This window comes from Helicobacter pylori, assembly GCF_021062735.1.
GTDB classification, from domain to species: Bacteria; Campylobacterota; Campylobacteria; order Campylobacterales; family Helicobacteraceae; genus Helicobacter; species Helicobacter pylori_DN.
Window position 1 is genome coordinate 1 of the sequence record NZ_JAHXLB010000022.1, and the last position, 13,859, is coordinate 13,859.

Annotated in this window: 10 protein-coding genes and 2 pseudogenes; 8 read left to right on the forward strand and 4 right to left on the reverse strand. The window is 39.7% G+C overall.

Annotated elements, in window-relative coordinates; all coding sequences use genetic code 11:
* Window positions 1-208: 208 nt before the first annotated feature.
* Complete coding sequence (locus tag KX581_RS07655) at window positions 209-520, forward strand: type II toxin-antitoxin system antitoxin (protein ID WP_128005427.1); 312 nt, start codon at window positions 209-211, stop codon at window positions 518-520.
* A pseudogene (locus KX581_RS07660) lies at window positions 507-793 on the forward strand (HP0892 family type II toxin-antitoxin system mRNA interferase toxin). Before KX581_RS07655 ends, KX581_RS07660 begins: the two are co-directional and overlap by 14 nt.
* A gap of 86 nt (window positions 794-879) precedes the next feature.
* On the opposite strand, the gene KX581_RS07665 reads toward KX581_RS07660, so the two are convergent.
* Window positions 880-1,404, reverse strand: a complete 525-nt coding sequence (locus KX581_RS07665; protein WP_001135603.1) for an acyl-CoA thioesterase — start codon at window positions 1,402-1,404, stop codon at window positions 880-882.
* Between the two features lie 139 nt (window positions 1,405-1,543).
* Here KX581_RS07665 and KX581_RS07670 point away from each other — a divergent pair, with 139 nt between their 5' ends.
* The 3 genes from KX581_RS07670 to KX581_RS07680 are packed head-to-tail and all read left to right on the forward strand — an operon-like array spanning window position 1,544 to window position 4,126.
* Entirely contained in the window at window positions 1,544-2,386 is an 843-nt protein-coding gene (locus KX581_RS07670) for an SDR family oxidoreductase (RefSeq protein ID WP_231176038.1), read from the forward strand.
* Window positions 2,379-3,359 (forward strand): FecCD family ABC transporter permease, encoded by a 981-nt coding sequence (locus KX581_RS07675; protein ID WP_000921449.1) that lies wholly within the window; start codon window positions 2,379-2,381, stop codon window positions 3,357-3,359. Before KX581_RS07670 ends, KX581_RS07675 begins: the two co-directional genes overlap by 8 nt.
* On the forward strand, window positions 3,359-4,126 hold the full coding sequence (locus tag KX581_RS07680; protein ID WP_187910965.1) for an ABC transporter ATP-binding protein: 768 nt from the start codon (window positions 3,359-3,361) through the stop codon (window positions 4,124-4,126). Before KX581_RS07675 ends, KX581_RS07680 begins: the two co-directional genes overlap by 1 nt.
* Before the next feature lie 64 nt (window positions 4,127-4,190).
* Here the strand turns inward: KX581_RS07680 and KX581_RS07685 are convergent, their stop codons facing one another.
* The 3 genes from KX581_RS07685 to murJ all read right to left on the reverse strand — a co-directional run bounded on the left by KX581_RS07685 (window position 4,191) and on the right by murJ (window position 11,187).
* Window positions 4,191-8,105, reverse strand: a complete 3,915-nt coding sequence (locus KX581_RS07685) for a vacuolating cytotoxin autotransporter (RefSeq protein ID WP_231176039.1) — start codon at window positions 8,103-8,105, stop codon at window positions 4,191-4,193.
* 223 nt (window positions 8,106-8,328) lie between these two features.
* Entirely contained in the window at window positions 8,329-9,726 is a 1,398-nt protein-coding gene (gene cysS, locus KX581_RS07690) for a cysteine--tRNA ligase (protein ID WP_231176040.1), read from the reverse strand.
* Complete coding sequence (gene murJ / locus KX581_RS07695; RefSeq protein WP_231176041.1) at window positions 9,727-11,187, reverse strand: murein biosynthesis integral membrane protein MurJ; 1,461 nt, start codon at window positions 11,185-11,187, stop codon at window positions 9,727-9,729.
* Window positions 11,188-11,279: 92 nt separating this feature from the next.
* Here murJ and KX581_RS07700 point away from each other — a divergent pair, with 92 nt between their 5' ends.
* The 3 genes and pseudogenes from KX581_RS07700 to KX581_RS08565 form a co-directional block, all read left to right on the forward strand.
* On the forward strand, window positions 11,280-13,124 hold the full coding sequence (locus tag KX581_RS07700) for a FapA family protein (protein ID WP_231176042.1): 1,845 nt from the start codon (window positions 11,280-11,282) through the stop codon (window positions 13,122-13,124).
* 25 nt (window positions 13,125-13,149) lie between these two features.
* Window positions 13,150-13,701, forward strand: coding sequence for a Holliday junction branch migration protein RuvA (gene ruvA, locus KX581_RS07705; RefSeq protein WP_154479499.1), 552 nt, complete (start codon window positions 13,150-13,152; stop codon window positions 13,699-13,701).
* 28 nt (window positions 13,702-13,729) lie between these two features.
* A pseudogene (locus KX581_RS08565) lies at window positions 13,730-13,859 on the forward strand (DUF3519 domain-containing protein); the annotation flags it as partial.

Consider the following 13,859-nt stretch of genomic DNA (forward strand, 5'->3'; position numbering starts at 1 on the left):
AGGACTTTAGCGATTTTACTGAGATTGTGAAATCCTAGTGTTTAGCCAAATTTTTAAAATTCTTGGCACTTATAGAGTGAAAAGCAACGCTTTTTTATGACTCATGCAGTCATAGCGAGCTGTTTTAATCCACCCACACAACTTATAACGCTTAAACCAAATCGCTTGTGCTATAATGAACTTATCTTATATTTTAAAAGGAATAAGCATGCCTAACACCACCGCAGAAAAAGACTACACAAAATACAGCGAAAAACAGCTTTTTAACTTTTTAAATTCTATCAAGACCAAACAAAAAAGAGCGTTAGAAAAATTGAAGGAAATCCAAGCTCAAAAACAAAGAATCAAAAAAGCGCTCCAATTTAAAGCGCTCCATTTAACCGAAAACGGATACACCATAGAAGAAGAGCGAGAAATCTTAGCAAGGGCTAAAGACACCAAGAATCACCTTTGTTTTAAAAGTGTAGAGGATTTTAAAAAGCATTGTGAAAATTTAAGATTTAAAAATGCTGATGATTGAAACCAGTAAAAAATTTGATAAGGATCTTAAAATTCTTGTTAAAAACGGGTTTGATTTAAAGCTTTTATATAAAGTGGTTAAAATTTAGCCAAAGAGCAACCCCTAGCTCCCAAATACAAAGACCACCCGCTCAAAGGCACTTTAAAAGATTTTAAGGAATGCCACCTACAACCGGATTTATTGCTTGTCTATCAAATCAAAAAACCAAAAAACACCCTTTTTTTAGTAAGACTAGGCAGTCATAGCGATCTGTTTTGTAAATCACCCACATAATTTATAACGCTTAAACGCCCACCAACTACCCTCCTTTTTTAGAGATAAAATTTAGGGTTAAAACACCGCTTGCACTTTTTTGCTTTTTAAACACCCTCGTGTTTCCCGCTTTTTAAATACCCTCGTGTGCGCATTTCCTTACGCTTCAAAGCCCCTTCATAGCGGCGGATTTCAACCTCTGTTTTAGGCTCGTATTTAGGCATGGGGGTGGGTTTGCCATTTTCCACAGCCACCATAGTGAAATAGCATGAATTCGTGTGCGTGATTTCACGAGTTTTAATATCTTCGCTCAAAACCTTAATCCCCACTTCGCACGAGGTGTTGCCCACATAATTGATGCTGGCTAAAAAAGTGAGCAAATTCCCTACAGGAATGGGGTATTTAAAAGTAACCCCATCCACGCTTAAAGTGACCGTTCCTTTAGCGCAATAACGAGTTGAGCACACATAAGCCACTTTATCCAACAAGTTCAATAATTCCCCCCCATGCATGACATTGTTGAAATTAGCGGTTGTAGGCACGACCAGATAGCTCATCAATAATTTAGTGCGATCCGCTGTGTCTATAGTAAAATCAAAATGATTGGAATGCGATGATTGTATTTGAGGCATTGTTTCTCCTTAATTAAAATTGGTGTTAAAAATGTCTTTTGTAAAAAACATTCCAAGAACTATATATTAGTAAAAATTAAGTAATATTAAGTGAATATTAGAGGAATTACAAAAATAATAAGAGAGTTGGCGTTAGATAATGGGCGAGAAAAAAGAAAGCCAAAAGGTGGCAATTATCACCGGAGCGAGTTCTGGGATTGGGTTGGAGTGCGCGTTAATGCTGTTAGATCATGGGTATAAAGTCTATGCACTCTCTAGGCATGCGACTTTGTGCGTAGCGTTAAACCATGCGTTATGCGAGAGCATTGATGTTGATGTGAGCGATTCTAACGCTTTAAAAGAAGTGTTTTTAAACATCAGCGCTAAAGAAGATCATTGCGATGTTTTGATCAATTCCGCCGGTTATGGGGTGTTTGGGAGCGTAGAAGACACGCCCATTGACGAAGTTAAAAAACAATTTGGCGTGAATTTTTTCGCCCTTTGTGAAGTGGTGCAGTTTTGTTTGCCCTTATTAAAAAACAAGCCCCACTCTAAGATTTTTAACCTTTCTTCCATAGCAGGGCGTGTGAGCATGCTCTTTTTAGGCCATTACAGCGCGAGTAAGCATGCCTTAGAGGCTTATAGCGATGCCTTGCGTTTAGAGCTTAAACCCTTTAACATTCAAGTGTGTTTGATTGAGCCAGGCCCGGTGAAAAGCAACTGGGAAAAAACCGCTTTTGAAAATGATGAGCGAAAAGATAGCCTTTATGCATTAGAGGTGAATGCGGCTAAAAGCTTTTATTCTGGCGTGTATCAAAAAGCCCTAAGCCCTAAAGCCGTGGCGCAAAAAATCGTTTTTCTTAGCATGAGTCAAAAAATCAAGGCCCGCTATTTGATCGGCTTAAAAACCCAATTATTGTTAGCGTTGTATAGAATCCTCCCGAGCAGTTGGTATGATTCTTTGTTCAGATTAATCGTTCTTAAAAGGAAGCGTGATGCTTAAAACCTATCATATTGCCTTAGCTTGCGTGATTTTAGCGGTGGTGGTGCTTTTGTTTGGAGGGGAGTCCTTGAGCTTTGAAGAATGGCAAGAAGTGTGCCTTAATGTGAAAAACCACTTTTTGCATAATGAAGAACTGAGCTCTTTAAGTATTATTATTTTAGAAATACGACTACCACGAGTGATTTTAGCGCTCCTGGTGGGAGCGAGTTTGTCCGGGAGTGGGGTGGTGATGCAAACGATTTTTAGAAACCCCTTAGTGGATCCTTTTTTACTAGGGATTTCTAGCGGGGCGATGCTAGGCGTGGCGATGGCGATAGCGGTAGTGGAGTCTAACATTGCGATTTTAGCGTTTTTTGGGGCGATTTTAGCCAGCCTTGCTGTCTTGGCGATGAATAGGGTTTTAGGCAATTCCGTCCTTTCATTGGTGCTTTCAGGGGTGGTGTTGAGCGCGTTTTTAAGCGCGCTAGCCGGAGCGATAAAATTCTTTGTGATCCCCCAAAAAGCGCAAGCGATTGTCGTGTGGCTTTTAGGGAGCTTGTCTTTGAGCAGTTATAAGGATTGCTTGATCGCTTTCATAGGGCTATCTTTAGGCTTTATCCCGCTTTTTTTGTTAAGGTGGCGCATCAATTTATTGAGCTTGAGCGATGCGCAAAGTTTGAGTTTGGGTATTAATCCGGTGCTGTTGCGATCGCTTTGTTTGGTGTGCGTGAGCGTTGCAAGCGCTTTAGCGGTGAGCGTTTCCGGCACGATTGGCTGGATTGGGTTAGTCATTCCGCATGTAGCGAGGTTGTTTTTTGGAGCGAATTTACAAAAACTGCTTTTAAGCTCTTTGTTAATGGGAGCGTTTTTCTTGCTTTTAGCGGATGTGGTGGCTAAAACCATTACCCCCTATGATTTACCGGTAGGCATTGCCACAAGCGTTTTAGGAGCGCCTTTCTTCTTATGGCTTTTATTCAGGACTAGGGGGGTGTGATGGTCTTAGAAGTTAAAAACCTGTCCTTTAAATATTCTCAAAAACTCATTTTGGATAAATTGAGTTTCAGCGTGCCAAAAAACAGCATCACCAGCATTTTAGCGCCTAATGGATCGGGTAAAACCACGCTTTTAAAATGCCTTTTAGGGCTTTTAAAGCCTTTAGAAGAAACCGAAATTAAAGCGTGTAACAAAGATATTTTACCCTTAAAGCCTTATGAAAAAGCCAAATTGATCGCTTATATCCCCCAAGTGGAATATTATGCGTTTAATTTCAGCGTTTTGGATTTTGTCTTAATGGGGAAAGCGACGCATTTGAATCTATTCGCTATGCCTAAAGCCAAGCACATTAAAGAAGCGACTAGCGTTTTAGAGCGCTTGGATTTAGAGGCTTTAAAAGATCAAGGCATCAACGATTTGTCCGGCGGTCAAAGGCAAATGGTGCTTTTAGCCAGAAGTTTGTTGCAAAGAACGCCTTTATTATTACTAGATGAGCCTACGAGCGCTTTAGATTTAAAAAACCAAGCCCTTTTTTTTGATGCGATTAAAGATGAGATGAAAAAACGGGAATTGAGCGTTTTAGTCAATATCCATGATCCGAATTTGGTTGCCAGGCACTCCACGCATGTGGTCATGCTCAAAGATAAAAAACTTTTTTTGCAAGCTTCCACGCCAATCGCTATGACTTCACACAATTTAAGCGTGCTCTATGATACGCCCTTAGAAGCGATCTGGCATGACAATAAGCTTGTCGTGTATGCGTTGTAGGGGTTAATGTTTTGTAAGATCTCTTAAGAAACCCCATGCCAAAGCATGGGTTTAAGAGCGGCATTTAGAAACTATACCTCATTCCTAAATTGGAAGCGAAATGGCCTGCATTGGAAATCAAGTTGTGCAAATAAATAAAGCCCAAATTCAAAAACACTTCTTTAGCCAATTGCAATTCCCCACCCATCATCACTCTAGCATGGGTATTTAAAGGATTGCGAGCAGCATTCACTTTAAAGGTGTTTAAAGACACCGCATTGCTAGAACCAAAGTTAGCGAATTCTTGTAAAACTCCAGCGTTCATATAGAAGTATGAAGTGTCCCCATAATAATAACGTGCTTCCACATTAGCGCTAGCGTTGAATAAATGCTGACTGCTTGCACCATTTTTTAAAGCCGTTTTATAGGTGCTGTTGCTTTCAAAGTTGGTTGAACCTAAATGATTATAGCTCACGCCCACGCTTGGTTTTAACACTAAAGCGTTTCTAAAAAACGCAAAGTCATAACCATAGCTCGCTCTTGTTGCAGCGCCATAGGCTAAGTAATTATAGCTTTGATTCAAATCTCGCAATAAAGCGCTTTTGAAATTCAAGCTTGATTGATCACTCCCTAGCGCCCCTTGAGCTTCAAAATCAAATTCATGCCGGTTAGCAAAGATACGGCTATACACGCCAAAATTAGCGTTATTGGCCCCAGAGTTAAGAGAGTTCGCTTGATTATTAAAAGAGCTATAACCATAGCTTCCAAATCCGCCTACAATAGCTTCCACTTGCCCGTTAAGGTAAGCATCTACGCCGGCGCTTGTGCCATACAATGAAGCGTTGCCGCCATTATTCAAGCTCGTTCCCCCAATAGCGTTAGCCCAAACATTGGTAGGTTTTTCATATTTAGGGGCAAATTGATACAACACTTCCGCCGCGCTTTCTAAAGAAGCGAATCTTTGATCTTTTAAAGCTTGTAAGCGTCTGGCGAACGAGTCAATATTGTTGGTGTGCCTTCTAGAGAGATTGACTAAACGAGAATTTAAAATCATCGCATTACTCAAGCTCAAAGTTTGCAAGCCGCTTGTTTTATGCTCTAAACTGGCTATGTTGTTTAAAGTGGTAGTGGCCGTATTCAATTGCTTGGTGATTTCATTAGCGCTTGTAGCATCAATCATTGTTCTGGCATAACCCGCATCATGGCTATCAATCAATAAGGTTTGTAAGAGATCCCTGCCTTTTGCGCCTGAGTTAGCATAAAGCGTGTCAATATCACTAGAGCGGTTAGCCAATTCAAACACGCTTTCAATGGTGCCAAAGTCATGCTGATTGATAGCGACTAAATTAGGGGTAGCGTTATAATGAGCGAAAGGAGCGTTTCTTATGAGAGCGTAGCGAGCGAAACGCGCCTTGTTAGTGGTGTTTGTAGGTAAATTTGTGGTATTGCCTTCAGAACTAGTAGGCGTAGAATTGTTGCCTAAATTAACAGCGATTGTGGTGTTGTTAGCCGTTTTATTAATCCCTGTATTTTTCCATGCCTTACCTTCAAGATACTTGTAATTTTCAGGGTTATTCACCATGCTTTGATTGCCGATAGCCATCCCGCATGCTTTAATGTCATTGAGATTGTCTTTTCGCACCACACAAATATCCATGCGGTTGTTGTTGTTATAAAGGGCTAGGCGCTCTTTGAATTGCTCTTGCAGATTGGTGTTGCTTGCAGAAATATTGTCATAACTAGCGCCTTGCACTCCCACTAAATTATAATCAATGTTTCGCGCTTTCACTAAAACATGTTCTTTATTTTTAGTGAGATTTTGAGCGTTATTGATCTTAATGAGTGGTTTGTAAAACCCGGTCGCGCTATCCACTAAATTATTAAATATCATGCTTGCTTGATGGCCTGCATTCAAGGTCGCTACACGCCCATCTTGGACAAAAAGATTCATCGTGCCTTGATTGTTAGTGAAATGCCCTTGAATGGTTAAATCCAAATCCTTACCATAATCCATGCTTGCGTTGCTGTTTAGGGTTAGGTTGTTAAACATAAGCCCTGTTTTGCCGGCAATGTATCCTGGGGCTCCAAAAAGAATCCTCTTGTTGATTTCAACATCGGTAATATTCCTAGCGTCAAAATAATTCCAAGGGGCATGGTAAATTTCATCTATAACCAGTTTTTTACCGCTTTTAAAAGTAACGCCCCCAGAATAGGCCGGGCTATATCCTGTTTGCAAACTCACGACACCAATGCGCGACTTATCGCCTATATTTTCGCCAAAAATAGTGTATTGCCCAAAACTCTGAACACGGGTTGTAACCACCAATTCCTTAATGTCAAAGTTTTTAATGTTCACATTAGTGGCAGATGTAGTGAGCTTGTTGATATTGACTTTATCTGTAACGCCGCTCAAATCCAAAGCACTAGTGTTTAGCCCGTTATCGCTCTTTGTGGCATCAATATTTTTAAAATGAGCGCTATGGCCATTCACTCTTAAATTCGTGGATTTTCCCAGATAAATATTGCCATTAAAATAAGCTGTATGAGCATCCACTCTTAAATTCACCGCTTTTCCTAGATGGATATCGTTATTAAAAGTGACTGTGCCGTTTTTGGTATCCGTACCAGCCTTAAACTCAAAATTCGCGCTTGAGCCTGCCACAGCAGAACCGCCCACTTGATTATTCACCCTTAAAGCCCCCTCAACGGTGATATTCCCGGTTAGATTTTCCACTAACAAAGAGCGCCCGCTCGCTTGATTGGACAGATTGACACCGCCTTCGCCGATATGCAAATGAGCCGCATTGGTGGTAAGAGAGGCTTTAAACCCTCCCACTCTAATCGTGCCATCAGCGTTAGTGTTCAAACGAAAGATATTGACCACCGTGTCTTTGGCACCAGCAAAAGGCCCATCAATGACTTGCGTGGGTTGAATTTCTGTTTTTTGCGCATCATTTTTAGGATTATTTTGAGAAGGGGTATCTTTAGTTTTACTCTCATAACCGCCTTCTGGAGGGGTGATAATGCTTAACCCCGCGCTTTGCCACAAATCCAGCGTGCCAATATTAGTCTTTTTATTAGCGATAATGCCTGCTTGAGCGGCGTTTCTATCGCCTACAGCAAGATGGCGAAAATTCATTTCCCCTTGCACTTTTGAAGTGTTTATCGTGCTGTATGAAGGGGCCAAATACGCTCCCACGTATTGCAAACGGCCCATCCACACCTTACCATATAGATCAACGCTATGATTTGAGCTTTGAACCAAATTGAGTGTGGCGCCATCATAAAGAGAAATTTCCGCATTTTCACGGCTTGTAATTTTTTCTGAAGCTTGTAAAGTTAAAACCGTAGAGCTGGCTTTCCTCCCGGCTCCAGAACCCACACGATTATTGATTTCTATAAAATTATCAATTAAGATATTTTTAGCGTTAAAATCCACTCTCGTGGTGCGATCAGCGCTATCCTTAAAGCTTGTGAAAGAATTGCCATTGAATTGGCCCAAGCGCAAAGTGGCTTTTTGCATATTGACATCTAAATCCCCACCGGTAAAGTTGATAAGCCCTGAAAGGTTATAAGTCCCTACAGCGTTTTGCATATCCACTTCAAGCTTGTTCCATTGCCCGTCTTTGACCCAATAATGCCTAGCGGCATTCCCCCAATCCCAACCTCCATCAATCTTACTGGATAAAAGGGATTTGTATAAGTCGTATTCCTTGTTAGGGAATTCATTAAAGCCTCTTCCTGCTTGAATGCGCCAAACTTTATCGGGTTTGTCTGGGGTTTTATTAGCTTCTTCGGCTTGTTTTAGCCCCCAACTAAGAAGCCCTGAGACCGTTCCTACAGCAGCGCCTGTAGCGATACCCCCAACAATGGCTGGAATGATCACGGTCGTAAAGAAGGCGGCATGACTTTGTTGCGGTGTGATGCTGACTAACGCTCCTACTAAAGCGAGAGAAACCAGAGGGCGATTGATTTTGCGGTGTGTTTGTTGTATTTCCATTTCTTTCCTTTCTTCTTGTAAAACGATTTTTGCACAAAGGGTGCGACTTTAAACTAGAAAATTTCTGTTGTATTTACGATTAAGGCTATAAATATATAGTATCTACAACCAATGTTCAACTTTTATCAAGTTAAGATAAATGAATATAAAACTTAACAGGATTAAAAAGTAATATGGCTGAAATTTGTGGCTAGAATGTGTAAAAAGGTAAAATTGGAGACGTTTAAAAAAACTTCTCCCAAATCGTGCCTTGTGGGGTGTCCATCAAAGCGATTTTTTGTTTCAAAAGCTCTTCTCTGATGCGATCGGCTTTTAAAAAATCTTTTTGCTCTTTGGCGCGTTTTCTTTCTTCTATCTTGTTTTCAATTTCTTGTTTTTCGCTTTCACTCACGCCTAATTGGAAATAGGCGCTAGGGTCTTTAAACCCGATGCCAAGCAGTTCTTCTATGAATTTCAAATTCGCTAAAATTTCGCCTTTTAGAGCCTTGTTTTTGGGGTTTTGATCCAGTTTTTCATTCGTAGAAGAAAGCATGCTTTCTAAAACGCTCAACGCTTTAGAAACGTTTAAATCATCTTGCATGCATTCTAAAATTTCTTTTTTAAAGTTTGGATTTATTCCTCCAAGAGTCCCTAAAACGCGCTGTTTTAAACGATAGATTTTATCCAAGCGTTTTTTACTCACTAACAAGTCTTCTTCATTGAAATTCAAAACAGAGCGATAATGCACCCCTAGTAAGTAATTGCGCAAAATTTCGCCATCATAGTTTTTCAGGGCGTCTTTAATGAAAAAGCTATTCCCTAAACTTTTAGACATTTTTTCGTTATTGATATTCACAAAGCCATTATGCATCCAGTATTTGGCAAGCTCCACGCCAAAGGCGCAACGGGTTTGGCACGCTTCATTTTCATGGTGGGGGAATAACAAATCCGCTCCGCCTGCATGAATATCAATTTGATAGGGGGTGTTAGCGAGCGCTAAAGTTTCAAAAACCATGCTAGAGCATTCTATATGCCAGCCAGGGCGCCCTTTGCCTAAAGGGCTATCAAAGCCCACATCATTATCCCCCTTATAGCTTTTCCATAACACAAAATCCTGCTCAAGCCGTTTTTCTTGCACCAAACCAATACGGCCAAATTCCACACTGCTATTATGCACGCTCAAAGAGCCGTAATCTTTATCCTTGCTCGTGTCTAAATAAATATCCCCATTAGAGACTCTATAAGCGAAATTTTTTTCTAAAAGCGTTTCAATCATGCCCACCATAGCGTCTAAATACTCGCTCGCTTTAGGCTCTAGGCTGGGTTTTTTCACGTTCAAAGCGTTTAAATCCCTCGTGTAAGATTCAATATAAATACTGCTTAATTCTTGAATGCTTTTGTTTTCTTTTAGGGCTTTGTTGATGATTTTATCGTCAATATCCGTGAAATTCCTTACTAGCATCACTTCATAGCCGCTCAACTCAAGCGTTCGCCTTAACAAATCAAAAGCAATCGCGCTCCTGGCATGCCCTAAATGAGCGTCATCATACACCGTAGGCCCGCACACATAAATATTCGCCTTATTTTTAACTAAAGGCTCAAAAGGGACTTTTTGTTTTAATTTGGTATCATAAATAAACATTTAAAAACCTTGAAAATAATAAAATAAATATAAATGTGTAACCCACGATTTGAACGCTAAGAGTAATAAGATTTCCACGCAAGCGAGGAAAAGGATTACAAGCCATGATTTTAAATTCTTGATTATACCCAAGAATAATTGAAAGCCAAACGCTTTTATCGTTAAAACAAATAAAAATAACCCGCTCAAACTATTCGCTAACGCTAAACCCAAAACCCCTAACAAAGGCATTAAACTCAAAGAAGCCGCTAAACCTAAAAAAAGCGAAATTAAAGAGATTTTAGCCGCTTTTTTTTGCTCTAATTTCGCATAAAGCCACAAAGAAAAGAGTTTGGTTAGCCCAAAAGGGAGCAAGCCTAAAAGATAGAGCGAAAAGACTTGCGAAGTGATTAAGGTGTCTTTAGGGCCAAATTGCCCCCTTTCAAATAAAAGCTCGGTGATTTCTTTGTTTAACATGATCCCCCCAATGCTGCAAAGAAGCAAAACCCCCACCAAAAAAAACCACGCCTTTTGCAAGCGTTGTAAGACTAAATCCTGCTGGTTGTTTTTAAGCGCGATCGCAATGCTAGGGAAAAGGGCACTAGAGATAGCGATAGCAAATAAAGCTAAAGGGAGCTGGAAGACTCTATTAGCGTAATACAAATAAGACACGCTCCCGCTCGCCAAAAAAGAGGCGATCGTGGTGTCTAAAAAAGAAGCGATCTGAGCGCTAGAATTGCCTAAGACACTGGGAAGGAATTGCTTGAAAAACGCTTTTAGGTCCTTTTTAGCCCTTTTAGAGCGGTATTTTTTTTTGACGGCATTTTTGGTCTTAAAGCTCAACAACCCTTTAAATAATAAATCCCATAAGCCTAATTCCACTAAAGGATAAAAGTGTAATAAAATTTGAGCCACGCCCCCTAAAAGCACGCCATAACTCAAATAATACAACGCTTCTAAATGCGTTTTTTCTTTAGAAATAAAAAGGGCTAAAATCATGCATAAATTGAGCAAGCTTGCGCTATAAGCGCTGGCAAAAAAGCTGTGTTTGTATTGCAGAAGCGCGCCTAAAAAAGTGGTGATAAACACCAATAAAAGATACCAAAAATTGATCGCTACAATAGGGGCGCATAATTTGAGCGTCTCTTCATCAAAGCCGTAAGCTAGGAGTTTGGTTAGCCATAAGGGATTGAGAGCCACCAATAAGCACCACATGAATAAAACGCCGCAAAAAATAAGCCCCACCAAACCCGCAAAGCTCCCTTTAATGGAGCTTCGTATGAAGCTTGGTAAAAAGCTTTGAGAAAACGAGCCTTCCGCAAAAATACGCCTGAATAGATTAGGCAGTTTGAAAGCCACAAAGAAAATATCGCTATACACCCCAGCCCCTAGAATATTAGCCATCATCAAATCCCGCAAAAAGCCAAAAATCCTAGAGCATAAAATCCCTAAGCTGTTGGTTAAAAATATTTTTTTTAGCATACTAGCTGTATTTATTACCTAATTTTCAGTGTTTTTTTGTTAGCATATTTCTTTTTTCAAATTCTTATATTATACCATTTAAGGATTAAAAAATGAGCTTGGAGCGTTTTGCCCCTATAAAAGTTGAGCGGTGCAAAGACATTCAAAAAGAATTAAAAAAAGCGGCCGCTGAAAATAAATTACAAACAGAAGATCTATGGTTTGAGATTTTAAAAACTTCTATTTTTATCAAAAACAGCGCTAAAGACGATTTTAGCGAGGCTTTTGGTGGGGAATTGCAACAATTAGAAGAAGATGAATACTATGAAAAAAAAGAGCTAACCCTTTATCAAACCCACGACATTAAAATCAAATCAAGCGCTTACAAACGCTTTTTTGAAGTAAAAGTGGATGAAGATTTAAGCAAAATAGAAATTATTTTAGACGAGTGTTTTATTGTCCTAGACACTGAAGAGCATTACCAAGAAATGTTTGCGTATATTAAAGAGTGTTTAGCCTTTCAAGGCGTGGTGTTTCGCCACCTTTCACAAATGTATGAAAATCTAAAAACAGAATTAAGAAAATATCAAAAAGAAGCCCAAAACAAGTGCTTTATTTTATACGCTTCTTTAACCTTTATCCCTAATACAGAAGAAAAATCGCATTTTTTACTAGAAGAAGAATACCTTCCAACCCATACCATTTTTTTAAGCGATCAAGAAGAATCTTTTGTTAAAGAAAATGATTATATCGCTAAAGAAAACCAAAAAGTCGCTTGCGTGAATTACCCCAAACAAGGCAGAGACGGTCGTAACCTTAAAGGTCTTTATATTGAATTGCCTAAAGTTGCCAATTCGCCCACCCCCATAGGGCATGACAAAAACGCTTTTGAAGAAAGAGAAGAAAATAACGCCTTAGTGTATTACTCCAAAGCCTTACAAGGGGTTAAAATGGAAAAAGGGCGTTTGGTTTCTAATCAAAATTTTATTTTTAAAAACGGGATCAAATCCATTGAAGTGCCTAATCTTTTAGGGGGAGTGGAGAGCGGGTTAGTTTTAGAGATTCAGGCTAAAGACGAATTGAGCGATGCGATTGATTCTAACCTCATTTTAGAAGCGAGCGTAATTAACATTAAGGGCAATGTGGGCAAGAATGTGATCTTAGTGGCCAAAGAAATTACCATAGAGGGGCAAATCCACCCTGAAAGCTATGTCTATGCCAATAAAGCACATATCACTAACCATAAGGGCGTGTGCTACGCTAAAGAGTTTGAGTGCAAGTATTTAGAGCGCGCTAAAGTGTATGCCAATAGCGTTAAAGTGGAAGCGAGCGCGGGGAGCGTGGTCTATGCGAAAGAAATCGCTTTAGAAAAGCTTAAAAGCGACAACAAGCTGTATTTTTCCAAGCAATGTTGGATTGATGAGGTGGATGGTAATGGCAACCGCTTTATTTTTTACGCTTTTGGGGGGCGAGAAAACCAAGAAGAATTGAAAGCCGCTAAACAAAAACTCAATGCGTTAGGGTTAAAATCCAAAAAAATCATCGCTCAGCACCAGTCCTTAAACCATTTAGTCAAAAACCATCAAACCATCATGGAAAAGCTTAAAAACGCCACTGAAGAGATCAAGCGCTCTTTAATGCAACAAGAAAGCGTGAAAGACGCTTATAGCGAGTTTATGTTTGCTTTAAAGCGTTTGAAAATCTTAAAAGCCCAAATGCTAGAATTGCAAAAAATCAATAACGAATGTTACGCTAAACTCATCAGCATAGAAAACAGCTTCCAACATGCAAGTATTATGACTAAAAACCCTTTCAAGCAAGAAAATATCGTGATCTACCATCGCAATTACCCTAAAGTGAGTAACTTGAGCGCTATGTTAAGCCATAATGAAAGCGTGAATGTGATCTATGAAGATCATAAAATCAAAAAAATCCCTAAAAGCACTATAAAAGGCTAGAACAAGAAATAAAAAAAGGGATAAAATGATAGTGGGTTTGATAGGGGTTGTGGAAAAAATCTCTGCTTTAGAAGCGCATATAGAAGTGCAAGGGGTTGTTTATGGGGTGCAAGTTTCTATGCGAACTTCTGCTTTGCTTCAAGCGGGCCAAAAAGCGCGTTTGAAAATCTTACAAGTGATTAAAGAAGATGCACATCTTTTATACGGGTTTTTAGAAGAGAGCGAAAAAATCCTCTTTGAAAGGCTTTTAAAAATCAATGGGGTAGGGGGGCGTATCGCTTTAGCCATTCTTTCAAGCTTTTCGCCGAACGAATTTGAAAACATTATCGCCACCAAAGAAGTCAAAAGACTCCAGCAAGTCCCAGGCATTGGCAAAAAGCTCGCTGATAAGATCATGGTGGATTTGATTGGCTTTTTCATTCAAGATGAAAATAGACCTGCACGCAATGAAGTCTTTTTAGCCCTAGAGAGTTTGGGCTTTAAAAGCACTGAAATCAATAAAGTTTTAAAAACCCTAAAACCCAATCTCAGCATAGAAGCAGCGATTAAAGAAGCCTTACAACAACTGTGCTCTTAAAAAAGGTTTTTAGTTTAGCGGCTACGCTTTGAACGAAGCCACCGCAGGAGCGGCCTTAAAGTATCACATTAAAAGAGCGCTTGAACGAAGCCACACCATAAGCGATTTTAGTAAGAATTTAGAACTAAGCGCGCAAAACGCTAAATTTTCAAACAACA

What these genes read in the sequence shown, in the direction of transcription:
- KX581_RS07655 (WP_128005427.1), top strand. Translation starts at nt 209, where the DNA reads ATGCCTAACACCACCGCAGAAAAAGACTACACAAAATACAGCGAAAAA.
- KX581_RS07665 (WP_001135603.1), bottom strand. Translation starts at nt 1,404, where the DNA reads ATGCCTCAAATACAATCATCGCATTCCAATCATTTTGATTTTACTATA.
- KX581_RS07670 (WP_231176038.1), top strand. Translation starts at nt 1,544, where the DNA reads ATGGGCGAGAAAAAAGAAAGCCAAAAGGTGGCAATTATCACCGGAGCG.
- KX581_RS07675 (WP_000921449.1), top strand. Translation starts at nt 2,379, where the DNA reads ATGCTTAAAACCTATCATATTGCCTTAGCTTGCGTGATTTTAGCGGTG.
- KX581_RS07680 (WP_187910965.1), top strand. Translation starts at nt 3,359, where the DNA reads ATGGTCTTAGAAGTTAAAAACCTGTCCTTTAAATATTCTCAAAAACTC.
- KX581_RS07685 (WP_231176039.1), bottom strand. Translation starts at nt 8,105, where the DNA reads ATGGAAATACAACAAACACACCGCAAAATCAATCGCCCTCTGGTTTCT.
- cysS (WP_231176040.1), bottom strand. Translation starts at nt 9,726, where the DNA reads ATGTTTATTTATGATACCAAATTAAAACAAAAAGTCCCTTTTGAGCCT.
- murJ (WP_231176041.1), bottom strand. Translation starts at nt 11,187, where the DNA reads ATGCTAAAAAAAATATTTTTAACCAACAGCTTAGGGATTTTATGCTCT.
- KX581_RS07700 (WP_231176042.1), top strand. Translation starts at nt 11,280, where the DNA reads ATGAGCTTGGAGCGTTTTGCCCCTATAAAAGTTGAGCGGTGCAAAGAC.
- ruvA (WP_154479499.1), top strand. Translation starts at nt 13,150, where the DNA reads ATGATAGTGGGTTTGATAGGGGTTGTGGAAAAAATCTCTGCTTTAGAA.